The sequence below is a fragment of the Rhizorhabdus dicambivorans genome, from assembly GCF_002355275.1.
Classification (GTDB): Bacteria; Pseudomonadota; Alphaproteobacteria; order Sphingomonadales; family Sphingomonadaceae; genus Rhizorhabdus; species Rhizorhabdus dicambivorans.
Window position 1 is genome coordinate 29,685 of sequence record NZ_CP023449.1, and the last position, 23,380, is coordinate 53,064.

Here is a 23,380-nt window from a genome sequence, read left to right on the forward strand (position 1 = left end):
GGGTCAGCACGCAGCGGCAGGGGCAGTCCGGGCTGGGTGTTGAATCACTGCGCAGCACGGTTGAGTCCTACCTCGGCAAATCGGCGGCGAACTTCTCGGCGAGCATATCGAGGTGGAGAGCGGATCGAGCCGGAAGCGCCCCATCCTCGCTGAAGCCCTCGCGCAGTGTCGTCGCAACGGTGCCATCGTGGTCATAGCGATGCGATAAAGGCCTTGCGTCGATTGGACATGACGCCTTCGGATCTCCCTTTGTCCCGATCGTGAAGAAGGGCCACCCGGCATCCGCCATCGCAACAATGCGCGGCCGCCCCGCCGATCCCCGCCAAATCGGATCAGATTGTCGGCGCCGGTCCAATGTGACCCGCCGGGCGCCCGGCCGGCGGTGCCGCAGGGGGGAGACTGTTCCGCAGTCGCGACGGAAGCCCGTTTTCCTTGGGATTCAGCCACACTCCGCTGCGTCACCGGGCGCCCGCAGCGCAGCGCGTGGCGATCCGGGATAGGGGCTATTACGGACTTTGCCGGTGATCGATCCTGACCAGTAACCATCCCCCCTATGGGCAGCATCTGGGGGGCACCATCAATGAACAGGCATATTCTCTTACTTGCACCTCTTTCATCGTTACTTCTGTGCAGCTGCGCCACATTCAGTTTCGCGCCGCCCTCCATTGAGGCGGAAATGCCGGTCGCCGACAATGGCATCTGCCCGCCAAAGGTGAAGAAGGACGAGGCGAAAATCGGCGAGAACGTCAAGGCGGCGCTCCAGCTCGTCGAGAATTATCGGATAGCCTATGGCTGCGCCTCGGGCAGGCTCGCGAACGGCCGCCAGCTGTTCGAGGTGCCGGCCGCGCTGGCGCTGGCGGGGGGCACGGCCGCGGCGGCATTCGGGGCGGGCCCCGGCGCGGCCATCGGCACCGGGGCGGCTGCCGCGACACTGGGCCATGGCAACAGCTATTATGCACCGAAGCAGAAGGCCCGTATCGTGGCCGCCGCGCATGACGCGGTGGTGTGCATCAAGCAGGAAGCCTCCGGCGTCACCGCCATGACGATAGAGGCGAGCGAGAAAAAGAAGGCCGCCTTGCAGAGCGTCAGCTTCTCGCCTGAGTTTCAGTATTTCCAGCAGGTCTCGTCCGCCCTGCAGAACATCGGAGCCATATTGGCGGATCGATTGAGCTCGGTGGGCAGCTACGCGCCCGATGCGATCGCCAAGGAGATCGTCACCCTGGCAAAGGAGGCCGAGGAGGCGAAGAGCAACCCGGCCAAGAAGGATGCCGAAGCTACCGCCAAATCGCTGACCTCGAACGGTTCCGCCGACGAGACGATCGTCAACGGGATCGTCGAACTGGCCGAACTGCAGCCAAGACTGAAGCTCTGCGTGCTTCGCGCCAAGGCGGGGTGACGCATATGCCGCCATGCCTTCCGGCCGAGCTTGTCGAAGCGCTGTGGCCGGCACCATAGCCGCGATCGGCTTGGCCATGATTGAGGAACTCTCAAGGCTGATCTGAATTATCCAGATCATGACCGCGTCGATCCTGATCGTTGAAGATGAAATGCTGATCGCCCTGGAGATGCAGAGCATTCTCGAGGACCATGGTTATCATGTCGCGGGGATCGCGGCGGATCTCGAAGGCGCTCTGGCGCATGCCGACACTGGCCTGGACCTGGCGCTGGTCGACCTGAACTTGCGAGACGGCCTGACCGGACCGCAGATAGGATCGACCCTGGCGGGCGAGCATAGGGTCGGTGTCCTCTTCCTGACCGCCAATCCACGGCTCCTGGGCGATGGTGTCGCGGGCGCGATCGGCGTTCTGACGAAGCCGATGGACGAAGAAAGCCTGGCTTCCGCGGTTCACTTCGCCTTGCGTGTACGCGAGGGCCAGCCCGCGGAAGCGCCGCCCAAGCTTCTGCGTTTCGGCTAGACCCTTTCACGATCCGATTGCATCGGCTCGTCGGCTCTACCTTATGTTTTACCACGATTTCCGAGTCGACCGATCGGCCCAGTAATCGCTCTGGTTCACGCCCGGTTGAGTGCGGAGATGGGGATAAGGAGATCGACGCGCAGCCCTTCGCGCGCCCAGTGCCGTTCAAGTGTGCCGCCGAGCTGCTGGACGATGCTGATCTGCGTCAGACGGCTGCCAAAACCCAGTTCTTCCGGTTCGGCAAGGATCGGGGGACCGCCCGCTTCTTCCCACCGCAGCCGCACCTGACCCTGCTCCGCGACCGAAGCGATGCGGACGCGCCCGTCAGAGTTTGAAAGCGCGCCGTATTTTGACGCATTTGTCGCCAGCTCATGGAATACGAGGCCGATCGGCGTAGCGCCACGATCGTCCACAGGCAGGTCGTCACCCTCGATGGTCAGTCGCCCCTCATCAATTGCGGGGTAGGGGCTGAGCAACTCCTTGAGAAGCGCAAGCAGCGTGGAAGGCCCCTCGTGGCGCGCGCTTTCCTCACTATGGGGGCGGACATAATCGTGGGCGCGGCCGAGCGCCGCCACACGGGCCTGAAGCTGACGTGCGAATTGTTTAGCACCGGGGAACTGGCGCGCCGAAATACCGATCAAGCCGCTCAGGACCGCGAAAATATTCTTGATCCGATGGCTCAGCTCGCGGCTCAGAATTTCATTCTGCTGCGCAACCTGTTTCTGCTCGTGGATGTCCGTGCAGGTTCCGACCCACCGCACGATCTCACCCTCTTCATTCCTGACAGCCAGGGCCCGCCCAAGGGTCCAGCGATATGCCCCGCTGCGGTGGCGCAGCCGATATTCAATCTCATACGACTCACCCGTCCTCAGGCTATGGCGCCATCGCGACCAAGCCCTCTCCTGATCGTCCGGATGGAACATTCCATTCCAGCCTTCGCCATCGGTGGAACCCTTTGGAACACCCGTGAACTCATACCATTGAGCGTTGTAATAGTCGTGGAAACCGTCCGGCAGGGTTGACCATACCATCTGGGGCATAGCGTCTGCGAGTTGCTGGAAAGAGATTTGACCGGCCCTTTGCCCGGCCCCTTCCGCAATAGATGAACTCACAGAACCTTCCCAGTTTCTGGCCTACGGCCCTGGTTGCGTGCGGCCGCCAAATATAACGTAGATCAGCTTCGGCCGGGATAACAAACGGCTCGGCCAATTGATCCCGCACGCTTGCTTATACCGTCGGCGCTCGACGACAGCTACGGGGTAAGCCGTCCCAAAAGCATGAAGTTGGCGAAGCGGCTTGAACGAGCCACTGCCCGCCTCCCCGCTTGCTTTCCCCGCGCCGTTCCATATGTTCCCCCCGCCCGTCATCGGCGGGCGTCAGCGCAGGGAGAGACCGGCTTCGGGCCGGCGCCGAAGGAGCAACCGCCCCGGAAACTCTCAGGCAGCAGGACCGGCGCCGGCCAAACTCTGGAAAGTGGCGCCCATGGGCGTCCGCCGACGGGATAGCGATCTCAGGCGCAAGCGACAGAGGGGGCACGAAAGCGGTGGCGACACCGCCATGGAGTGCCCGATGCCGACCGACGACCCGACCCCCGATCAGCGCCCGCGCGAGCGTTCGCGGATAGACGCCAGCCTGCCGATCAGCGTCGCCGACCTGTTCACCATCGGCATCGGCCCGTCCAGTTCGCACACCGTTGGCCCGATGCGCGCCGCCCACGCCTTCATGGCGGAGGTCGCCGCGACGGGCCGGGCGCCGGCCGGGCTGCGCGTCGAGCTGTTCGGATCGCTGGCGCTGACCGGCCATGGCCATGCCACCGACAGCGCGATCCTGCTCGGGCTGGCCGGCGAGAAACCCGAGACGGTCGATCCCGCCGCGATCCCCGCCCTGCTGGCCGCGATCCGCGCGAACGGGAGGATCGAGACGATCAGCGGGCCGGTGCCGTTCGACGAAGCGCGCGACCTGATCTTCCGCAAGGGCGAATTCCTGGAGGGCCATTCCAACGCGATCCGCTTCGCCGCCGAACTGGCCGGCGGCGGGCGGATCGAGCGCGAATATCATTCGATCGGCGGCGGCGCGATCGTCGCGGTGGGCGCGGCACCGGGCCTGCGCGGCCATAATATCGTGCAGCGCCACCCCTTCTCCTCCGCCGCCGAGATGCTGTCGGTGGGCGAGGAGACCGGCCTGTCGATCGCCGCGATCGTCGCCCGCAACGAGGAGGCATGGCGCCCGCGCGCGGAGACCGAGGCGCTGCTCGACCGGATCGCGGCGGCGATGATGGGATCGATCGACCGGGGCATGGGCGAGGAGGGGCTGCTGCCCGGCGGACTGAAGGTAAAGCGCCGCGCCCGGGCGATCCACGCCAAGCTGCGCACCCAGCCGCCCGAGCAGCAATATGCGCGGGTGTTCGAATGGGTGAGCCTGTTCGCGCTGGCGGTGAACGAGGAGAATGCCGCCGGCGGCCGGGTCGTCACCGCGCCCACCAATGGCGCGGCCGGGGTGATACCGGCGGTGATCCGCTATTATCTGGATTTCATCCCCGGCGCCGATGCCGGGGGGGTGCGCGGCTTCCTGCTCACCGCATCGGCGATCGGCTTCCTCTACAAGAAGCGCGCCTCGATCTCGGCTGCCGAGATGGGCTGCCAGGGCGAGGTGGGCGTCGCCTGCTCGATGGCGGCGGCGGGATTGGCGGCGGTGCTGGGCGGCAGCAACGCCCAGATCGAGAATGCCGCCGAGATCGGCATGGAGCATAATCTGGGGCTGACCTGCGATCCGATCGGCGGGCTCGTCCAGATCCCCTGCATCGAGCGCAACACGATGGGCGCGGTGAAGGCGATCAACGCCGCCTATCTGGCGCTGCAGGGCGATGGCCGCCATGTCGTCAGCCTGGACGCGGTGATCGAGACGATGCGCCAGACCGGCGAGGACATGCAGAGCCGCTACAAGGAGACCAGCCTGGGCGGGCTGGCCGTCAATGTGGTGGAGTGCTGAGCGGCATACACTGGCACAAAACAGAGTTCCCGCCGACGCCGCTTTGACCGCAGCATCGCAGCATGGCCGCCACCCAGGCGCGGCCCCGGAGGGAGACGATGCTCGTGGCGGACAGCCAATTCGATTATCTGGGCGTATCGCCCGAACTGCGCGCCGACCTGACCGCATTGTGCACCGAATATGTCTGGCGGCTGGACAACGGCCATGCCGCCCGGGTGCCCGAACTGTTCACCGAGGACGGCGCCTGGACCGGCCCCTGGGGGGTGATGCGGGGCCGGGCTGAGCTGGAGAAGGCGTGGACCGCGCGGGCGCAGCGCGATGTCCGCACCCGGCACATGCTGACCAATTTGCGGTTCGTGCGCCACGCGGAGGACCGCGCCTCCGGCCAGGTGAGCCAGATCGTGTTCGTCGCAAATGGCGATGCGCCCTTCCCCACCGATCCGAACATCATCGCCGAGAATATCGACGACTATCGGCGCGGCGGCGACGGGATATGGCGGCTGGAGAACCGCCGCATCGCGATGCTGGCGGACAAGACCCAGCCATGAGCGGGGCGGCGCTGGCGGAGGGCCATGTCGCCGTCGTGACCGGCGGCGGATCGGGGATCGGCCGGGCGCTGGCGATCCGGCTGGCGCAGCTCGGCATGCGGATCGCGGTGGTCGACCTCAAGCGCGAGGCGGCGGAGGCGACGGTCGCGGCGCTCCCCCATCCCGCGCGGGGCCGGGCCTTTGCCGCCGACGTCGCCGATGCGGGGGCGATGCGGCGCTGCGCGGAGGCGGTGAGCGCCGCGTTCGGCCCGGTGAACCTGCTGTGCAACAATGCCGGCATCCTGCGCGCGGGCACCGCCTGGACGACATCCGAAAGCGACTGGGCGCTGACGCTGGGCATCAATGTGCGCGGCGTGGTGAACGGGCTGGCGGCGTTCGTGCCCGGCATGATCGATGCGGGGAAGCCCGCCCGCATCCTCAACACCGCCTCGATCGGCGGCCTCTGCCCCGCGCCCGGCGTGGCGAGCTACATCGCGTCGAAATATGCCGTCGTCGGACTGACCGAGACGCTGCGCGACGAGCTGGCGGCCGGCGGGCACGACCATATCGGCGTGAGCCTGCTCTGCCCCGGCGGCGTCGCGACCGACATATGGCAGGGCGCGAACGATGCCGGGCGGCCCAGCGACCGGCTGGCGCGCGACGTGCTGCAGGCGATGTCCGCCCCCCGGCCCGACCAGGCGAGCGCCGAAGGCATCGCCGGGCTGGCCGTCGAGGCGATGCTGGCCGGGCGCTTCTGGATCGTCGCGGCGCAGCCATCGCTGCACGGGCGGATCGCCGAACGGCATCGGGCGATCAGCGAGGCGATCGGACGGGACAGCCCCGGCCTCTACGGCTGAAACGCGACAGGGGGACGCGGTCGCCCGCGCCCCCCCTCTTCGTCCGATTCCGATCGATCAGAGACCGACGATGCCGCCGTCATTCTTGGTGATGACGATCGTCGCCGAGCGCGGACGCGCGGTTGAGGAGCCGCCACCCTGGGTCGCCGGCCAGCTGCTCTGGAGCGTGGTCAGGTTCCCGTCCTCGCCCGGATGCTGGATGTTGACGAACAGGGTGCGGCCGTCGGGGGTCGAATCCACGCCGGTCAGCTCGCAGCCCTTGGGGCCGACCAGGAAGCGCTTGAGCGTCGCCTGGGTCGCCGCCTTGCCGGGATAGGTGAGCTGGTTGCGGGTGGTGCCGTCGGCGCCGGTGTTGGTGATGACCTTGGCCGCTCCATCGCCGACCCGGCCGGGGATGGCGACCAGCATCTGGTTGTTGGTCCGGTCGGTGAAGGCGCCGTCGTCGGTCTGGATCCACAGGAGCGGATTGACCAGGCCCGAGGCGTTCTGGGGCCGGGCGAACCAGAGGCCGTCCGGGCTGGAGAAGTCGTTGCTGGCATCGAGGCCCGAGATGTTGACGTTGTTCGCATCGGCCTCGGCCGAGTCCGCGCCGAACAGGTAGATGTCCCAGTTGAAGCTGGTCGCTTCCGAACTGTCGCCGGTTTCCTTCAGACGGATGATATGGCCGTTGGGGTTGCCGCGCTGCGCAACGCCCGCGCGCGGATCATTATAGTGGCGCGGGTTGGCGGCGTCGGTGCCGGCCAGCGGACGCACCGTGGCATTGTTGTTGGTGAGGGTGAGATAGACCTCGCCGGTCACCGGGTTGACGGCGGTCCATTCGGGCCGGTCCATCTTCGTCGCGCCCAGCACGTCACCGGCGAGGCGGGCGTTGACCAGCACATCGGCCTGATCGGCGAAGGGATAGCTGGGGTTCGAGGCGGTCAGCCCGCCCTGGCCGAAGACCAGCGGCAGCCAGGTGCCGGTGCCGTCCGCCGCGAAGCGCGCGACATAGAGCGTGCCGGCATCGAGATATTTGTCGCCGATCGCCAGCCGGTCGGTGGCGTTGGCGTCGGCCGCGACCCAGGGCTGGGCCGAGACGAACTTGTAGAGATATTCGCCGCGCGCATCGTCGCCCATGTAGAAGGCCGGCTTGCGGCCGGCGACGACGTTCGACGGCCAGCAGCCCTCATGGCCGAAGCGGCCGAGCGCGGTGCGCTTGCGCGGCGCCTTGGTCGGGTCATAGGGATCGAGCTCGACAACCCAGCCGAACTGGTTCGGTTCGTTGCGGAAGTCGGCCGCCGCCGAGGCCCCCGTCGCGCTGGCGTTCCAGCGGGCATAGACGGTGCTGGCCGCATCGGCGGGAACGACCGTCGACCAGCCATAGCTGCCGCTCGCGCCCTCAGGGATGCCATAGCGGTTGAGCGAGACGACATCCTTCGCGGTGGCGCCGCCGCGCACCGCATTGTCGCCCGCCGCGCGGCGGAAATAGCCGGCCCAATTCTCCTCGCAGGTCAGATAGGTGCCCCAGAAGGAGAAACCGTTGGCGCAGTTGTTGACGGTGCCGCGGCCATCGGTGCCGGCGGTCGAGAAGCGGGTGGAGAGCAACGCGTTGCCGCGCGCCGGGCCGGTGAAGCTCACCGGGGTCAGCGGGGTGGTGCGGCGGTTCAGCGTCGAGCCCTGGACATAGTTCCAGCCGGCGGTGCTGCGCGTCACCTCGATCACGCTGACCCCGTGGCACTCCATTTCCTTGAGCACTTCGGCCTCGGGGCGGATGCCGCCGGTCGAGGTCGGGCCGTTGGCGTGGAGATAGACCTGGGTGATGTTCTCATGGTTCATCACCAGCAGGCCGCGCGCGCTGTTGTTGTCGTCGCGCGCGTTACCGGTGGCGGCGAGGCCGTAATAATAAAGCGCGTCATGATGATCGCCCGCGCGCTTCGAGAAGCCGGTGTCGGTGCCGTTATTGGCGAAGGCCGGGGTGGCGGCGTCGATCGGGTCGCCGAGCCGGTAGAGGATCGACACGGTGTAGCCGTCGGGCACCTTGACCAGATCGTCGAAGCCCTTGGGGACGGCGGTGAAGCCGAGCACCGCCGGGGTGACGGTGATGGTGGTCTGCGCGGTCGCCGCCTTGCCCTTGCTGTCGGTCGCCTTGTACTCGAACACCAGCGGGGTCGATGCCGACACCGCCGGGGCGATGAAGCTGGCATTGTTGGTGTTGGCGTTCTGCAGGGTGACGGCGGGCCCCGACACCTGGGTCCAGCCGACGCTCACCTCCTGCTTGTCGGTGGCGGTGCCGGTGAGGGTGACGAGGCGGCCCGCGCTGACCGTGGCATTGGCGCCCGCGGTGACGACCGGCGCCTCATTGTCGCTGCCGCAGGCCGAGACCAGCATGCCGCCCATCGTCGCGGCGGCAATCGCCGAGACGCCGCCGAACAGCGTCTGGCGGCGCGAGTAGCGCTCGGCGACGATGCTTTCGAGTGTGGGATTGTCGGTCGGGTTACAGTCGACGACACCATCGGTGTAGCCGTGGTTGGCGGTCTCGGTCATGGCGTGAGTCCCCTTGGTTCGGAAGGGGACTGGCTAGCGGCGCCGTGCGAAGGATTTGTGCCGCCAAGCTTACGCATCGATGAAGATGACGTGACCGCGATGTGACGCCGCTCAAAGAAAATCTATTTGGTAGAGAAAGCCACAGGCGGTCGACTTTGCCTTCATATTCCCCGATGCCGGTGACGCACATCAGGGGCTCGATCGATGCACAGCACCGCCGCGACGGACCATGGCATTCCCTTTCGCGACGCGCTGCATGTGTGGACGCGAATAGCGCTGCTCAGCTTCGGCGGGCCGGCCGGGCAGATCGCGGTGATGCACCGCATCCTCGTCGACGAGAAGAAATGGATCGGCGAGGAGCGTTTCCTCCATGCGCTCAATTTCTGCATGCTGCTGCCCGGGCCCGAGGCGCAGCAGCTGGCCATCTATATCGGCTGGCTGTTGCACCGGGTGAAAGGCGGGCTGGTCGCCGGCCTGTTGTTCGTGCTGCCGGGAATGATCGCGATCATGGCGCTGTCCTGGCTCTATGTGCTGGTCGGGCAGGCGGCGCCGGTCGCCGCGCTGTTCTTCGGGCTGAAGGCGGCGGTGGTGGCGATCGTGTTCCAGGCGGTGGTGCGGATCGGCGCGCGGGCGCTGGGCCATCCGGCGAAGATCGCCATCGCCGCCGCCGCCTTCCTGGCGCTGTTCCTGCTGCGCGTCCCCTTCCCGATGGTCATCCTCACGGCGGGGCTGATCGGCTGGTTCGCCGGCCGTGCCGGCCTCCCCGCCTTCGCGGGCGGCGGCCATGGCCATGCCAAGCCGGGATCGCTGCGCGACGAGGACAGCGCGCTCGGCACCGAGATACCCGATCATGCCCGACGCCGCTGGCGGAGCATGGCGCTGGTGCCGCTGGCGCTGCTCGCCGCCTGGCTGCTGCCGGTCGCGCTGGTGGTGGCGCTGGCGCCCGCCGACAGCGCCTTCGCGACGATCGCCACCTTCTTTTCGAAGCTGGCGATGCTCACCTTCGGCGGGGCCTATGCGGTGCTCGCCTGGGTCAGCCAGGCCGCGGTCGACCAGTATCACTGGCTGAGCCCCGCCGAGATGCTCGATGGCCTCGGCCTCGCCGAAAGCACGCCGGGGCCGCTGATCATGGTCACCCAATATGTCGGCTTCCTCGGCGCCTACCGCCATCCAGACGGGCTGCCGCCGCTGCTGGCCGGAACGCTCGGCGGGCTGCTGACGACCTGGGTGACTTTCGTCCCCTGCTTCCTGTGGATCTTCGCGGGCGCGCCCTTCGTCGAGCGGCTGCGCAGCAACCGCGCGCTCGCCGCCGCGCTCGCCGCGATCACCGCCGCCGTGGTCGGCGTGATACTGAACCTCGCTTTGTGGTTCGCGCTCCATTACTGGTTCGGCGCGCTCGACGAGGCGACGGCCGGGCCGATCCGCCTGCCGCTGCCCGACATCGCCACGATCGACTGGGCGGCGCTGCTGCTCTCTGCCGCCGCGCTGATCGCCATATTCCGTTTCCGGCTCGGCATCTTCACGCTGCTCGGCGGATGCGCGCTGGCCGGCCTGCTGATCCGCCTCGTCTGAGCAATGTCGTTCCGGATGGGCAACAATGCTGCCCTGCCGGAACAATGATGCTATAGGCGCCTGATGGTCCGCCAGGGGGGCAGCGCTGGATGAAGCTGATGGGGACGCGCCGGACGGCGCCGTTACGGTTTGCGTTGTTTGCGTTCCCTTTGACAACTGCCGCACCCGCCTGGGCCCAGCCTGCCGAAGAGGCCGAACGGCTGGGCGAAATCGTCGTCACCGCGCAGAAGCGCAGCGAAAATCTCCAGACGGTGCCGATCGCGATCACCGCCATCCCGGCCGAGCGGCTGGAGCGGCAGGCCGTCACCAACACCGCCGATCTCGCCCGCTATGTGCCGGGCCTGCTGATCGGCAAGAGCCTGTTCGCGGGACAGACCTATTTCCGGGGAATCGGCCAGGGCATCACCATCCCCGGCGCCGAATCGCCGATCGCCACCTATATCGACGGCATCTATCTGGCGGCGCCCTCGCTCGCGGTGTTCGACCTGAACAATGTCGAGCAGGTGGCGGTGCTGAAAGGGCCGCAATCGACCCTGTTCGGCCGCAACGCCACCGGCGGGCTGATCCAGATCACCACCCGCGCACCCAGCGACACGCCCGCCGCGCGCGCCGAGATCGGCTATGGCCGCTTCGCGACGCTGACCGGCAAGGCGCTGCTTTCCGGCCCGGTGGCGCCCGATCTGGCGGCAAGCCTGTCCTTCACCGGCAAGCATCGCGCGCACGGGCCGGTGTTCAACCGCTTCACCGGCCGGCACCTGCTCGACGAGAAGAGCTGGTCGCTCCAGAATCGCTGGCGCTGGACGCCCGGCGCGCTGACCGCCGACCTCAACCTGATTCATGGCGACTATCGCAACCTGCCGGGATCGGTGGCGGGCATCTTCCCCGGCCATCTCGCGCAAGACGGCGCCACCCGCTATCTGGGCTACCGTACCGTTTCCAACCGGGTCGACGGGCCCAATGCCACGCGCAGTTCGATCGCGTCACTCAAGACGGGCTATGTGCTCGACGGGGTGACGGTCAGCAACCAGATCGCCTACGCCCATTTCCGGGGCAAGTCGGTGATCGACCAGAGCGGCACGGCGGGGCGGCCCAATCCCAACAACGTCGCCGCCTTCCTGCCCGACGCGATCGGCACCAGCCGGACCTGGACCGACGAGCTGCAGCTCCAGACGCCCACCGATCGCTGGCTGCAGGCGACGGCGGGCGCCTTCTACCTGCACAATGTCTCGCTCGCCCGCGCCACCAACCGCTTCGACGAGACCTTCTTCTCCTCCTACCGCATCCGGCTGGAGACCGAATCGATCTCCGCCTTCGGCCAGATCACCGCCGCGATCGCCGATCCGACGCGGATCACGCTGGGCCTGCGCTACACCAGCGACCGGCGCGCGATCAGCGGCACCACGGTTCCGGCGACCGTTCCCAATCCGGCGATCCCGACCCACAAGACCTGGTCGCGCCCGACCTGGCGGGCGGCAATCGACCATCGCTTCACCCCCGAAGTGATGGCCTATGCATCCTGGACGCGCGGCTTCCGCAGCGGCTCCTTCACCACCACCGCGCTCAACATCCCGCCGGCCGCGCCCGAGACGGTGGACGCCTATGAGGCCGGGGTGAAGAGCGAGCTGTGGGACCGGCGCATCCGCTTCAACCTGACCGGCTTCGTCTATGACTATCGCGACATCCAGCTGCGCGCGCTGCGCGGCACCGTGGTAGACATATTCAATGCCGCCCGCGCGCGCATCCATGGCGGCGAGGCTGAGGTGGAGGCGGCGCTGGGCGGCGGGCTGCGGTTGACCGGCGGGGTCCAGCTGCTCGACGCCACCTATCGCGATTTCCCCAATGGCGTCGCCAACGTCCCCTCACCGCTGCCGGTCGTGCCCGCCGGCTGCACCGGGCCGCGCAGCCCGGTCAATGGCGGGGTCGTCCGGCTGATCTGCGACCTGAGCGGCAACCGCATGGTCAAGTCGCCAAAATTCTCCGCCAATGCCGCGATCGACTATGAACGCAGCTTCGGCTGGGGGACGATCCTGCTGTCGATCGCCGACAGCTACAGCAGCGGCTATTATTTCGAGCCCGACAACCGCCTGCGCCAGCCCGCCTATCACTGGGTCGACGCATCGATCCGCTGGCGCTCGCCCGATCGGCGCTGGTCGGCCAGCCTGTGGGGCACCAATCTGGCCAATGAACGTGTCTATGATTCGGCGCTCACCGGCATAGGATCGTACATCTACCGGCCCGGCAGCCCGGTGAGCTACGGAGTCACGATGGGCGTCGCCCTGTTCTGAACGCGGGCCTGCCCGCCTTCGGGCGGGATTTCAGGCCAGCCGCTCCGGCACCACCGCCGAATCCTCGAGCACCTTGTCGACCGGCGACAGCTGCTCCCAAGGGAAGACGAACCAGTCCTTGTTGGCGGTCCGGTCGATCGTGCGGAAGCGATAGTCGACCCGTTCGGCCGAGACGATATTGTCGATCAAGGTCGCGAAGCGGACATTGGCCAGGATGCCGCCGGCCTCCACCAGGGCCGCCTTGATATGGGCGATGGTGGAGCCGCTGTCGTTGATGTCGTCGACGAACAGCAGCCGGTGGTCGCCGCTCATCCCCGCCAGCTTCACCAGCAGCTCGGCCGCGAAGTCGGGCAGGTGCGAGCTGTGATCGACCGACAGCATCGGCACCCCGGTCGCGTGGCTCAGATAGACCGCCGGGGTCAGCCCGCCCCGCCCGATGCCGATGATGAAGCCCGGCTCCCACCCGCTCTCGCGGATACGCGCCGCGACATAGTGGACGGCGGTCAGGAACTCGGGCTGGTCGACGGGTGTAAGGGTCGGCATCGGCGGAAATCCTTCAGAGCGATTTCAAGGCAGGTGGATGCACCTGCCGACTCGGAAATCGTGGCAAACATAAACTTGAGAGGCGGTCCCCGTGCAACGGGGTCCGCCTCTCAAACGGCGGCCGCATCGACATAGGCGTCGAGCGCGGCGAGATGGCGGGATACGGTTGCGTCGTCGAGGAAGGAGCCGAGGAAGCTGTTGCGCGCGAGCGTCGCGAAATCGCCGGCATCGAGCTTTCCGGCCGGGATCAGCGCGCGATAATTGTCGTTCACATAGCCGCCGAAATAGGCGGGATCGTCCGAATTGACGGTGGCGCGCAGGCCGAGGCGCAGCATGCGTTCGATCGGATGCGCGTCGATATCGTCGATCACGCAGAGCTTGAGATTGGAGAGCGGGCAGACGGTGAAGGTCATGCCCGAGCGCGCCAGTCGCGTGACCAGCGCCGGATCCTCCAGCGCGCGGTTGCCATGGTCGAGCCGATCGATGTGGAGCAGGTCCAGTGCCTCATGGACGTAGGCCGGGGGCCCCTCCTCGCCGGCATGGGCGACGCGCAACAGTCCCATCTCCCCGGCGCGGGCGAACACCCGCTCGAACTTGGACGGCGGATGGCCGACCTCCGAACTGTCGAGGCCGACCGCGGCGATGCGGTCAAGCCAGGGCTCGGCAGCCTTCAGGGTGGCGAAGGCCGCCTCCTCGTCGAGATGGCGCAGGAAGCAGAGGATCAGCTTGCTGGTCAGCCCATGCTTCGCCTCCGCCTCAGCCATGCCGGCGAGCAGCCCGGTGACAACGACATCGAACGATATGCCGCGATCGGTGTGCGTCTGCGGATCGAAGAAGATTTCGGCATGGCGCACGGCATCGGCGGCGGCGCGATCGAAATAGGCGGTGGCGAGGTCGCGGAAATCCTCCTCGACGCGCAGCACGTCGGCGCCCTGATAATAGATGTCGAGGAAGTCCTGAAGATTGGAGAAGCTGTAGGCCGCCCGCACCGCCTCGACGCTGTCGAACGGGATGGCGACCCTGTTGCGCTTCGCCAGTGCGAACATCAGTTCGGGCTCAAGGCTTCCCTCGATATGGAGATGCAGCTCGGCCTTGGGCAGGCCGGCGACGAAACCGGCGAGATCGTGAAGAGGCAAGCGGTGGCTCCCCATGCTGGACTGTCCTCTCCGCGCCGATCCTAACAGCCGCGCGGGGGGAGGCAATGGGCTGACGGTGGCTATTGTGCCTTCGGCAACGTGAAGATCAGCGGGGTGTAGCCGCTCATCGACCACGCCATGTTCGCCTCGCTCGCGACCATCACGATCCCGGGAATCCGCTTCGACAGCGCGAGCTGATGGACGGTCTGGAAAGCGGGTAGGTCATATCGCTCGGTTTGCCCGGCATGGAGCCGGTAGATGCCGGCGTTCGTTGCGACCCAGACCGTGTCGCCCGCGACGGCAAGGCCGAAAACCGGCTCGGACTGGCCATCACGACGAGGTGGGTCAAGACCGAGGAGGCGCCCCAGCCTGACGCCCAAGGGAATGGCGCGCGGCCGTTCGAACAGGGGGGTGAGCCGCGAACCGCACAGGCGCGAGACCCCGCCCCGGCTAAACCCGAGATGACTGAGACCCATGCCGACAAGCGTGCAACCGGGATGCAAGGGATCGCGATCGAGAGCTGTGACGGGATCGCAGGCCCCGGACGGATCGGCGCGGCAGATGTGGGTGATCCTGGCGGGCGCGGCATCGTTCATGTCGATCCGGGTCAGAGAGCCGCCGAACTCGCCCAAATTGGTGCCGACGACGATCCTGTTCCGATCAACCAAGTGGGCAGACACCAGCGCGTCGAGTTCGATCGGCCGGTCCAGCGCGATGCTTCGCCACATCGGTCTGGCGGTATCGGTAACGAACAGATGTTGCTGGGTGACGACGGCAATCCGCCCCTCACGAACCGAAAGGGCCAGGGGCCGGTCGTCGGCGCCGAAGCGCATCGCGGGCAAAACGGTCCAGTCGCGATCATGATGGCGGGCCAGTACGAAGCGGCCGGGTGATTGCCGATCGAGGCGGTAGTCGGGGGGCGGCGCGCGAAGCACCCATAATGCATCGCCGTCCGCCGCCATCGCCATGACGTTCCGTGCGGCCCGCTCGGTGGGATGCCAGTCCCCCAGCCGCAACGAGACGAGCTTGCCGCGATGATCGTGGAGCCACAATTCGGAACGATGGACCTGACCGCCTTTGACGCCTCCGATGACAGGTGCCTGGGCGGCGATGCGGCGATCCTCCAGTCCCGCACGTGCCGTCTGTATGGCGGGCAGCAGCAGGATGGCGCAGCAGACGGAAAGGATGACCACGGCGCTCCACCGGCCGAGCCGCCCCAGCGCCAGGGCCCGCCACAGATATCCGGCCGCCAGCCCACCCGGAACGACCATCAGCGCCAAGAGGGGTTGTCGCCCCAGCGCCGCCACCGGCACCCAGAACAGCAGAGCGCCCAGCAGCGGACAAGCCCATGCGCGCCTTTCCGCCCAAGCCGACGCCCACCGCCAGACCGCCGCCAGCACGAGAACGGCGACGAAGCTGCCGAGCACGCAAGCCACCACCGCCTCGAGCCCCGCCGAACCGTCGAGGCTTGGCCAGAAACCAAATCGCAGCCAGTCGGCGGCATCGGAAAGGATCAGCCCGCAGCTGGCGGCGACAAGCGTGGGGAGGAGGAAGCGCCAGACCATGCCGAACCTCGTCGCGCGCACGGCGCTATGCTTCCCGCGTAGCGCGCCGCGACAACGGCGCAGACTTAATGAAACAGACGATCACGCGCATCGGCCTGGGATGTCGGCACGGCGGGGCGGCGTCAACCATCCATTCCGGCATGACGATTGTGGGAAAGCGCCGACTCGCCTACGTCCGTGGCCATGGCCGAACCGCGCACCACCACGCTTACCATCTCCCGGCTTCGGCTGAACATCGTCGAATGGGGCGATCCGTCGGCGCCGCCGCTGATCCTGCAGCATGGCGGGCGCGATCATGCGCGCAGCTGGGACCGGGTGGCGGCGGCCTTCACGGACAGCCATCGCGTCATCGCGCCCGATCTGCGCGGCCATGGCGACAGCGACTGGACCAATGACGGCAGCTATGCGCTGATGGACTTCGTCGAGGACTTCGCCGGCATCGTCCGCGCGCTCGATCTGCCGCCCTGCCCGATCATCGGCCATTCGCTGGGCGGCAATATCGCCACCCGCTTCGCCGGCCTCTATCCCGATCGCGTCACCCGCCTCGTCAATATCGAGGGGCTGGGCGACAGCCCGGCGGTGGCCGCGCGCCGCGCCGCCGAGGATCCCTTCGAACGGTGGCGGCGGTTCTTCGATCGCCGCGCGCTGGTCACGGCGCGGCGCCCCCGCGACTATCCCGACCGGGCGGCGCTGGTCGCGCGGATGCGCGAGACCGACGAGCGGCTGGAGCCCGACATGGTCGAGCATCTCGTCACCCATGCCGCCCGTCCCAATCCCGACGGCAGCCTGCGGCTCAAGCATGATCCGACGGTGGGCGGCGATTCGCCGGGCGACATCACAGCCGAGCTGAAGACCGCGCTGTGGGCGGCGATCAGCTGCCCGGTGCTGCTGATCTATGGCGCCGAAAGCTGGGCGTCGAACCCGGCGGCCGATGGCCGCGCCGCCCATTTCCGTGACGCCCGGGTCGAACTGTTCGAGCGCGCGGGCCACTGGGTCCACCACGACCGGCGCGACGATTTCATCGCGATGGTGAAGGACTTTCTCTCCTGAAGATTTAATCCCAGTCGAGCGCGAGCAGGGCGAAGCTCGCCAGCCAATGCTCGCCCATATAATCGTCGCCGAGATGCGGCAGCGCGGCGGCGAGATGGCGCTCGGCCGCTTCGCGCGCGACCGGCACCACCCGATGATCGGCGGGCAGCGCATCTGCGATCCGGCGCCAGCACCAGGCACGGCTGAGGTTGAGCCCGTCGAGATGGGCGATCTTGCCGTCGCTGCGATCGGAGACGAAGGCCGGGGTCAGCAGGGTCGCCGGTATCTCGGGCAGGAAGCCGTCGAACCATGCGCGGAACTGCTCAGGGGGCAGCAGCTCGCGCATCAGATGCGCCTCGCCGAGCGCGGGGGAGAGGAACTCGTCCCCGCCCGGTTCCCAGGCCTGGCAGCCGCGATCCCCGCCGAACCAGTCGGCGGCACGCGCCCCGATCAGCGCGGCAAGATCGGGATCATGCGCCGTCGCCCAGCGATGGGCGAGCAGCATCGCGAAGCTGCTGTTGAAATGGGTGCCGACCCGGATCGGGTAGGTCATCTTCGGCAGCCACGCCCGGAAGCGATCGGCGAAGGCGCGGGCGAGCGGCTCCAACGCGTGCGCCCAATGCTGCGCCTCATGCTGCACGACTTCGCCGTGGAGCGTGAGCAGCCAGCCCCAGCCATAGGGCCGCTCGAAACCCGCCGACGCGGGCCGCGCCAGATAGGCCAGCTCGCCCGCCACCTTGGCCGGCACCAGCATGGCATCGGCGCGGGCGCGGATCGCATCGGCCTGCGGCAGGCCGGGCATGCGGCGCAGCAGACGCATCACCTGCCACCAGCCATGGACGCAGCTGTGCCAATCGAAGCTGCCATGGAAGATGGGGTGGAGCATAGCGGGCGGCAGCACGTCCGCCGGCCCCGCCATCACATGATCGAGCTTGTACGGCCATTCCCGGCCGAGATGGCCGAGGGTGAGGCCCGCGAAATGCGCGGCGAGGGCCGGGGTGAGGCGGGTGTTGGTCATGCCCGGAAGCCCAGCCACCAGAGCAGCGCGATGTTCACCGCCAGCAGCGGCAGCGCGGTCGGTATCTGCGCGCGGATCACGGCGTGGCGGTCCTTCAGGTCGAGCAGCGCGGCGGGGACGAGGTTGAAGTTGGCGGCCATCGGCGTCATCAGCGTGCCGCAGAAGCCCGCAAGCATCCCAATCGCCGCGATCACCGCCGGATCGCCGCCCGCGCCATGGATCAGCAGCGGAATGCCGATCGCCGCCGCCATCACCGGGAAGGCGGCGAAGGCGTTGCCCATGACGATGGTGAACAGCGCCATGCCGATGCCATAGGCGAGCACCGCGCCGACCAGGCTTCCTTCGGGGATCATCCGCTCCATCAGCCCGCCGACGACATCGCCGACCCCGGCCAGCGCGAACACCGCGCCGAGGCTGGCGAGCATCTGCGGCAGCACCGCCGCCCAGCCGACCCCGTCCATCAGCCGCCGCCCCTCGTCGAACGGGGCGAGCCAGCGCGGCCGAAACCAGGCATAGCCGACCAGGAGCGCCAGGATGACGCCCGTCGCCAGCGCGACCAGCGTCGCCTGCCTGCCGTCGATCAGGGTGGGCATCTGCTTGAAGACATAGGTTCCGGCCAGCGCGGTGAGCGGAATCAGCAGCGCCATCAGGAACAGCCTATTGCCGCGCCGGCCGGCTTCCGCGCCACGCTGTTCGGCGGAGGTCGTGCCGCCGCTGCCGCGCCCCATCCGGCCCAACCCGGCGATGGCGACGAGGCCAAGGACCAGCAGCCCGTTGCCGATATCGCCCAGCCTGTCCCCCGCGATCAGACTGAGCGCGATCAGGGCGTAGAACAGGGCGTTGCCGATCCGCTTCGCATTGCTGCGGTCGCGCAGCGCCGACCAGGCGAAGGCGAGGAAGACCAGCCCGGCGAAGGGATAGACGAGGTTGAGCCCGATCATGGCGCGCGTCTCTTCCTGCGCCGGTCGAACAGCAGCAGCCGGGCGCCGTGGATCAGGAAGGCGGCGATCGCGGTGGGGATCGCCCAGACCGACAGGTGGAAGGGCTCGATCGAGATGCCATAGCCTTCGAGCACGCCCTTCATCAGCAGGATCGATCCAATCGCGATGAAGATGTCCTCGCCGAAGAACAGGCCGACATTGTCGGTGGCGGCAGCCATGGCGGCGGCCTCCTCGTCGCGCTTCTCCTCGCCGGTCTGCGCCTGCGATGCCGCCTCGGCCATCGGCGCGACCAGCGGCCGCACCGTCTGCGGGTGGCCGGCGACCGAGGTGAGGCCCAGCGCGGCGGTGACCTGGCGGAACAGCAGATAGCCGAGCAGCAGCCGCCCGACGGTGAAGCCGCGCAAGCCCGCGATCAGGCCGCGGGCGCGTTCCTGCAGGCCATGGCGTTCGAGCAGGCCGATGACCGGCAGCACCATGTAGATGACGGTGACGTAGCGGCTGTCGTTGAACGCCTTGCCGAAGGCGGCGAGCAGGTCGACCGGCCCCATGCCGGCGGCGAGCCCGGTCGCCAGCGCCGAGACGAGCACCACCAGCAGCGGATTGAAGCGCAGCAGGAAGCCCGCGACGATGACGGTGATCCCGGCGAGGACGAGCATCCCTATTCCCCGTCATGCCAGCGGAGGCTGGCATCCATGTCTGTTTCCCCTCGCGATGGCATCTGGCCGGTGAGAGACATGGACCCCAGCCTTCGCTGGGGTGACGGTTGGGGAGTCGGGATCATCCCACCCCTCCATATCCGCCGCCGCCGGGCGTCTCGATCACGAAGACGTCGCCTGCCTCCAGATCGGCTGACGCGGTGCCCGGCAGCGCCTCCACCCGCCCGTCGGCGCGCTCGATCCGGTTGATGCCCGTCGCGCCGTCGCCACCGCCCGACAGCCCCGGCGGCGCGATGCGACGGCGGCTGGACACGATATCCACATGCATCGGCTGGCGGAAACGGATGCGGCGGACCGCGCCATCGCCGCCCGTCCAGCGCCCATGGCCGCCCGATCCGCGCCGGATCGCGAAGCGCTCCACCAGCACGGGGAAGCGCGTCTCCAATATCTCGGGGTCGGTCAGCCGGCTGTTGGTCATGTGGGTCTGCACCGCGTCGGCGCCGTCGAAGCCGGGCCCGGCGCCCGATCCTCCGGCGATCGTCTCATAATATTGATGGGTGGCATCGCCGAAGGTGAAATTGTTCATCGTCCCCTGGCTGCCCGCCATCGCGCCCAGCGCCAGCAGCAGCGCGTCGGTGATCGCCTGGCTGGTCTCGACATTGCCCGCGACCACCGCCGCCGGATAGAGCGGGCTGAGCATCGAGCCGCGGGGCACGCGGATCGTCACCGGGCGCAGGCAGCCGTCGTTCATCGGGATCGGCTGATCGACCAGGACGCGCATCACATAGAGGACGGCGGCGCGCACCACCGACAGCGGCGCGTTGAAATTGCCGGGCAGCTGATCGCTCGTCCCCGCGAAATCGACCGTCAGCGCGCGCGCCGCGCGATCGACCCGGACCGCCACCCGGATCGTCGCGCCATCGTCCAGCTCGACCGTGCTCGCGCCATCGGACAGGCCATCGACCAGCGTGCGCACCGCCGCTTCGGCATTGGCCTGGACATGCTCCATATAGGCGGTGACGACATCGCGGCCATGATCGCGGACCAGCCCGAGCAGCGCCGCGCCGCCCCGGGTGCAGGCGGCGATCTGGGCGCCGAGATCGGCGAGGTTCTGGTCGGGGTTACGCGCCGGCCAGCGATTGTTGCGCAGCAAAGCCCTTATCTCCGCCTCGCGCAGCCGCCCCTGATCGACCAGCAGGACATTGTCGAGGATCACCCCTTCCTCATCGATGCTGCGGCTGTCGGACGGCATCGAGCCGGGGCTAATCCCGCCGATATCGGCATGGTGGCCGCGCGCCGCGACGAAGAAAGCCGGATCGGCATCCGCCTCGTCCGCGAAGACCGGCATGATCACGGTGATGTCGGGCAGATGGGTGCCGCCCTGATAGGGGGCGTTGAGCGCATAGGCGTCGCCCGGCTTCATGCCCCTGCCATCCGCCGGGCTCCCGTCCTCCCCGCGGCCGCGCCGGGCGATGATGGTGCGGATGCTGTCGCCCATCGAGCCGAGATGGACCGGGATGTGCGGCGCGTTGGCGATCAGCTTGCCGCCCGCGTCGAACAGCGCGCAGGAGAAGTCGAGCCGCTCGCGGATGTTGACCGAGGCGGCGCTCTGGCGGAGCGCGGCGCCCATCTCCTCCGCCACGCCCATGAACAGGCCGGCGAAGATTTCGAGCCGCACCGGATCGGCGGCGGCGGCCATCGCGGCGGCGATGCTGCGCGCAGCATGGCGGGTCAGCACCAGTTCGCCGGCCCGTTGCACCTCGGCGCGCCAGCCCGGCTCGACAACGGTGGTGGCGACCGCGTCGACGATCAGTGCGGGCCCATCGACGGCAAATCCGGGGGCGAGCGTGGCGCGGTCGTACAGCGGCGTATTGTGCGCAGCATCGGCCATCCAGCTTTCGACCCGAGCGAGCGGCGGCGCCGATGTCGCGGGCAGATCGCCCAGCCCCGCCGCGCCCCCCTCGCCCGGCAGGATCGCCTCCATCCCCAGCATGTCGACGATCGGCTCGCCCTGCCCGGTGAAGCCGAAGCGCCGGGCGAAGTCGCGCTCGAAAGCGGCGCGCATCGTCGCGGCATCGCCGAGCGGCACGGGAATGCTGCTGTCGCCCGAGGGATAGCGGAGATGCGCGGTCGCCTCGAGGCGGGCCGCCCCGGGAAGCGCGGCCTTCGCTTCGTCCGAGAGCTGCGCGACGGCCGCAGCAATTGTCGCAGCATCGTCGAGCGGGAGCAGCACGCTGCGTTCGCGGATGACGCTGCGATCGGCCAGCCCGATGCCGTAGGCGGACAGCACCCCGGCGAGCGGATGGATCAGCACCCGCGTGATCGACAGCGCATCGGCGACAAGGCAGGCATGCTGGCCCGCCGCCCCACCGAAGCAGGACAGGGTGAAGCGCGCGGGATCATGGCCCGCGCCGATCGACACCGCCTTGATCGCATTGGCCATGTTGGCGACCGCGATCGCGACCAGCCCCTCAGCGATCTCGCGCGGGCTCCGGTCGGTGCCGGCCTCCGCGATCAGCGCGGCGAAGCGCGCCTCGACCGCCGCGACGTCGATCGGCTGATCGCCGCCGGGGCCGAACAGGCGCGGGAAATGATCGGGCTGGATCTTACCGAGCATGACGTTGCAGTCGGTGACGGTCAGCGGCCCGCCGCGCCGGTAGCAGGCGGGGCCCGGCACCGCGCCCGCCGATTCGGGGCCGACGCGGAAGCGCCCCTGGTCGAAGCGGCAGATCGATCCCCCGCCCGCCGCCACGGTGTGGATCTTCAGCATCGGCGCGCGGATGCGGGCGCCGGCGATGCGGGTTTCGGTCTCGCGGTCGTAGCGGCCGGCATAGAGCGAGACGTCGGTGGAGGTGCCGCCCATGTCGAAGCCGATGACGTGCGGGAAGCCGGCGGCCTCGGCGGTGCGCGCCATGCCGACGATGCCGCCGGCCGGGCCCGACAGGATCGCGTCCTTGCCGCGAAAGGCGTCGCCCGCGATCAGCCCGCCATTGGACTGCATGAACAGCGGGTCCGCCGCATCGCCGAGCGCATCGCGGAAGCCCGCGACATAGCGATGCAGCACCGGGGACAGATAGGCATCGACCACGCTGGTGTCGCCGCGCCCGATCAGTTTGATCAGCGGCGCCACATCATGGCTGGCAGAGACCTGGGTGAAGCCGATCTCCCGCGCCAGCGCGGCGAGCGCCGCCTCGTGCGCCGAATGGCGATAGCCGTGCATCAGCACGATCGCGATGCTGCGATAGCCTTCTGCGAAGGCGGCCGCCATGTCCGCCCGGGCGGCGTCGATGTCGAGCGGCACCAGCACCTCACCCTCGGCGCTTACCCGCTGGTCGATCTCGATGGTGCGGTCATGGACGGGCGGCGGGCGGCGGATCGCGCGGGCGAACAGATCGGGCCGGTCCTGATAGCCGATCGTCAGCGCATCGCCGAAGCCGCGCGTGATCGCCAGGCAGGTCGGCTCGCCCTTGCGTTCGAGCAGTGCGTTGGTGGCGACGGTGGTGCCGATGCGGACGTCGATCGGCGGAAGCGGCCCTTCCGGGCATCCGGTCAGCCGGCGGATCGCGGCGACGGAGGCGTCGTCATAGCGGCCAGGGTCCTCGGAGAGCAGCTTGGCGGTGACGATGCGGCCATCGGGGTCGCGCGCCACCACATCGGTGAAGGTGCCGCCGCGATCGATCCAGAAGTGCCAGGCCACATGGCCGGCCTAGCAAGGCGGGCCGGCCACCACAAGGCGACCGGACCGAAGAGGTTGCGGATGCGCCCCCCTTCTGGCGCATCCGCGGGGGAAGTCCCGTTCGGGACAAACAACCCTTACGGCGACG

Annotated in this window: 17 protein-coding genes and 1 riboswitch; of the genes, 8 read left to right on the forward strand and 9 right to left on the reverse strand. The window is 68.3% G+C overall.

The window, feature by feature from the left end:
- The first annotated feature begins 676 nt into the window (after positions 1-676).
- Positions 677-1,396 (forward strand): hypothetical protein, encoded by a 720-nt coding sequence (locus CMV14_RS00170; RefSeq protein WP_066964768.1) that lies wholly within the window; start codon positions 677-679, stop codon positions 1,394-1,396.
- 118 nt (positions 1,397-1,514) lie between these two features.
- Positions 1,515-1,916, forward strand: a complete 402-nt coding sequence (locus tag CMV14_RS00175; RefSeq protein WP_066964766.1) for a response regulator — start codon at positions 1,515-1,517, stop codon at positions 1,914-1,916.
- A gap of 95 nt (positions 1,917-2,011) precedes the next feature.
- Here the strand turns inward: CMV14_RS00175 and CMV14_RS00180 are convergent, their stop codons facing one another.
- On the reverse strand, positions 2,012-2,956 hold the full coding sequence (locus tag CMV14_RS00180) for a PAS domain-containing protein (protein WP_066964762.1): 945 nt from the start codon (positions 2,954-2,956) through the stop codon (positions 2,012-2,014).
- Positions 2,957-3,289: 333 nt separating this feature from the next.
- Positions 3,290-3,378, forward strand: a riboswitch (glycine riboswitch).
- Positions 3,379-3,485: 107 nt separating this feature from the next.
- Between CMV14_RS00180 and CMV14_RS00185 the strand changes: the two genes are divergently transcribed.
- The 3 genes from CMV14_RS00185 (at position 3,486) to CMV14_RS00195 (ending at position 6,288) form a co-directional block, all read left to right on the forward strand.
- Complete coding sequence (locus CMV14_RS00185; RefSeq protein WP_066964760.1) at positions 3,486-4,904, forward strand: L-serine ammonia-lyase; 1,419 nt, start codon at positions 3,486-3,488, stop codon at positions 4,902-4,904.
- Positions 4,905-4,966: 62 nt separating this feature from the next.
- Positions 4,967-5,452, forward strand: coding sequence for a nuclear transport factor 2 family protein (locus tag CMV14_RS00190; RefSeq protein WP_066964757.1), 486 nt, complete (start codon positions 4,967-4,969; stop codon positions 5,450-5,452).
- Positions 5,449-6,288, forward strand: a complete 840-nt coding sequence (locus tag CMV14_RS00195; protein WP_066964754.1) for an SDR family NAD(P)-dependent oxidoreductase — start codon at positions 5,449-5,451, stop codon at positions 6,286-6,288. Before CMV14_RS00190 ends, CMV14_RS00195 begins: the two co-directional genes overlap by 4 nt.
- Before the next feature lie 57 nt (positions 6,289-6,345).
- Here CMV14_RS00195 and CMV14_RS00200 read toward each other — a convergent pair whose 3' ends face one another.
- Positions 6,346-8,811 (reverse strand): PhoX family protein, encoded by a 2,466-nt coding sequence (locus CMV14_RS00200; protein ID WP_066964751.1) that lies wholly within the window; start codon positions 8,809-8,811, stop codon positions 6,346-6,348.
- 204 nt (positions 8,812-9,015) lie between these two features.
- On the opposite strand from CMV14_RS00200, the gene chrA reads away from it, so the two are divergent.
- Together chrA and CMV14_RS00210 are read left to right on the forward strand one after the other, a co-directional pair.
- Positions 9,016-10,383 (forward strand): chromate efflux transporter, encoded by a 1,368-nt coding sequence (gene chrA / locus CMV14_RS00205; protein ID WP_066964749.1) that lies wholly within the window; start codon positions 9,016-9,018, stop codon positions 10,381-10,383.
- 149 nt (positions 10,384-10,532) lie between these two features.
- Positions 10,533-12,668 carry a TonB-dependent receptor gene (locus CMV14_RS00210; RefSeq protein WP_066964746.1) on the forward strand — a complete coding sequence of 712 codons (2,136 nt, stop codon included), beginning with the start codon at positions 10,533-10,535 and terminating at the stop codon, positions 12,666-12,668.
- A 30-nt stretch (positions 12,669-12,698) separates the two neighbouring features.
- Here the strand turns inward: CMV14_RS00210 and CMV14_RS00215 are convergent, their stop codons facing one another.
- The 3 genes from CMV14_RS00215 to CMV14_RS00225 form a co-directional block, all read right to left on the reverse strand.
- Positions 12,699-13,211, reverse strand: a complete 513-nt coding sequence (locus CMV14_RS00215) for a phosphoribosyltransferase domain-containing protein (protein ID WP_066964743.1) — start codon at positions 13,209-13,211, stop codon at positions 12,699-12,701.
- 110 nt (positions 13,212-13,321) lie between these two features.
- On the reverse strand, positions 13,322-14,362 hold the full coding sequence (locus CMV14_RS00220; protein WP_066964740.1) for an adenosine deaminase: 1,041 nt from the start codon (positions 14,360-14,362) through the stop codon (positions 13,322-13,324).
- A gap of 65 nt (positions 14,363-14,427) precedes the next feature.
- Complete coding sequence (locus CMV14_RS00225) at positions 14,428-15,933, reverse strand: hypothetical protein (protein ID WP_139114722.1); 1,506 nt, start codon at positions 15,931-15,933, stop codon at positions 14,428-14,430.
- 162 nt (positions 15,934-16,095) lie between these two features.
- On the opposite strand from CMV14_RS00225, the gene CMV14_RS00230 reads away from it, so the two are divergent.
- Positions 16,096-16,962 (forward strand): alpha/beta fold hydrolase, encoded by an 867-nt coding sequence (locus CMV14_RS00230; protein WP_066964734.1) that lies wholly within the window; start codon positions 16,096-16,098, stop codon positions 16,960-16,962.
- Positions 16,963-16,966: 4 nt separating this feature from the next.
- Here the strand turns inward: CMV14_RS00230 and CMV14_RS00235 are convergent, their stop codons facing one another.
- The 4 genes from CMV14_RS00235 to CMV14_RS00250 all read right to left on the reverse strand — a co-directional run bounded on the left by CMV14_RS00235 (position 16,967) and on the right by CMV14_RS00250 (position 23,253).
- Positions 16,967-17,959, reverse strand: coding sequence for a DUF2891 domain-containing protein (locus CMV14_RS00235; protein WP_066964731.1), 993 nt, complete (start codon positions 17,957-17,959; stop codon positions 16,967-16,969).
- A complete protein-coding gene (locus tag CMV14_RS00240) occupies positions 17,956-18,900 on the reverse strand; it encodes a DUF979 domain-containing protein (protein ID WP_066964729.1) in 945 nt (314 codons plus the stop codon). The genes CMV14_RS00235 and CMV14_RS00240 overlap by 4 nt, the downstream gene beginning before the upstream one ends.
- Complete coding sequence (locus tag CMV14_RS00245) at positions 18,897-19,556, reverse strand: DUF969 domain-containing protein (RefSeq protein WP_066964727.1); 660 nt, start codon at positions 19,554-19,556, stop codon at positions 18,897-18,899. The genes CMV14_RS00240 and CMV14_RS00245 overlap by 4 nt, the downstream gene beginning before the upstream one ends.
- Before the next feature lie 121 nt (positions 19,557-19,677).
- Positions 19,678-23,253: a hydantoinase B/oxoprolinase family protein gene (locus CMV14_RS00250; RefSeq protein WP_066964725.1), complete on the reverse strand. Its 3,576-nt coding sequence runs from the start codon at positions 23,251-23,253 to the stop codon at positions 19,678-19,680.
- Positions 23,254-23,380: the final 127 nt, after the last annotated feature.

Bases quoted from the DNA above. Each gene is read 5' to 3' on its own strand.
- CMV14_RS00170 (WP_066964768.1), top strand. From the start codon at position 677: ATGCCGGTCGCCGACAATGGCATCTGCCCGCCAAAGGTGAAGAAGGAC.
- CMV14_RS00175 (WP_066964766.1), top strand. From the start codon at position 1,515: ATGACCGCGTCGATCCTGATCGTTGAAGATGAAATGCTGATCGCCCTG.
- CMV14_RS00180 (WP_066964762.1), bottom strand. From the start codon at position 2,956: ATGCCCCAGATGGTATGGTCAACCCTGCCGGACGGTTTCCACGACTAT.
- CMV14_RS00185 (WP_066964760.1), top strand. From the start codon at position 3,486: ATGCCGACCGACGACCCGACCCCCGATCAGCGCCCGCGCGAGCGTTCG.
- CMV14_RS00190 (WP_066964757.1), top strand. From the start codon at position 4,967: ATGGCCGCCACCCAGGCGCGGCCCCGGAGGGAGACGATGCTCGTGGCG.
- CMV14_RS00195 (WP_066964754.1), top strand. From the start codon at position 5,449: ATGAGCGGGGCGGCGCTGGCGGAGGGCCATGTCGCCGTCGTGACCGGC.
- CMV14_RS00200 (WP_066964751.1), bottom strand. From the start codon at position 8,811: ATGACCGAGACCGCCAACCACGGCTACACCGATGGTGTCGTCGACTGT.
- chrA (WP_066964749.1), top strand. From the start codon at position 9,016: ATGCACAGCACCGCCGCGACGGACCATGGCATTCCCTTTCGCGACGCG.
- CMV14_RS00215 (WP_066964743.1), bottom strand. From the start codon at position 13,211: ATGCCGACCCTTACACCCGTCGACCAGCCCGAGTTCCTGACCGCCGTC.
- CMV14_RS00220 (WP_066964740.1), bottom strand. From the start codon at position 14,362: ATGGGGAGCCACCGCTTGCCTCTTCACGATCTCGCCGGTTTCGTCGCC.
- CMV14_RS00230 (WP_066964734.1), top strand. From the start codon at position 16,096: ATGGCCGAACCGCGCACCACCACGCTTACCATCTCCCGGCTTCGGCTG.
- CMV14_RS00235 (WP_066964731.1), bottom strand. From the start codon at position 17,959: ATGACCAACACCCGCCTCACCCCGGCCCTCGCCGCGCATTTCGCGGGC.
- CMV14_RS00240 (WP_066964729.1), bottom strand. From the start codon at position 18,900: ATGATCGGGCTCAACCTCGTCTATCCCTTCGCCGGGCTGGTCTTCCTC.
- CMV14_RS00245 (WP_066964727.1), bottom strand. From the start codon at position 19,556: ATGCTCGTCCTCGCCGGGATCACCGTCATCGTCGCGGGCTTCCTGCTG.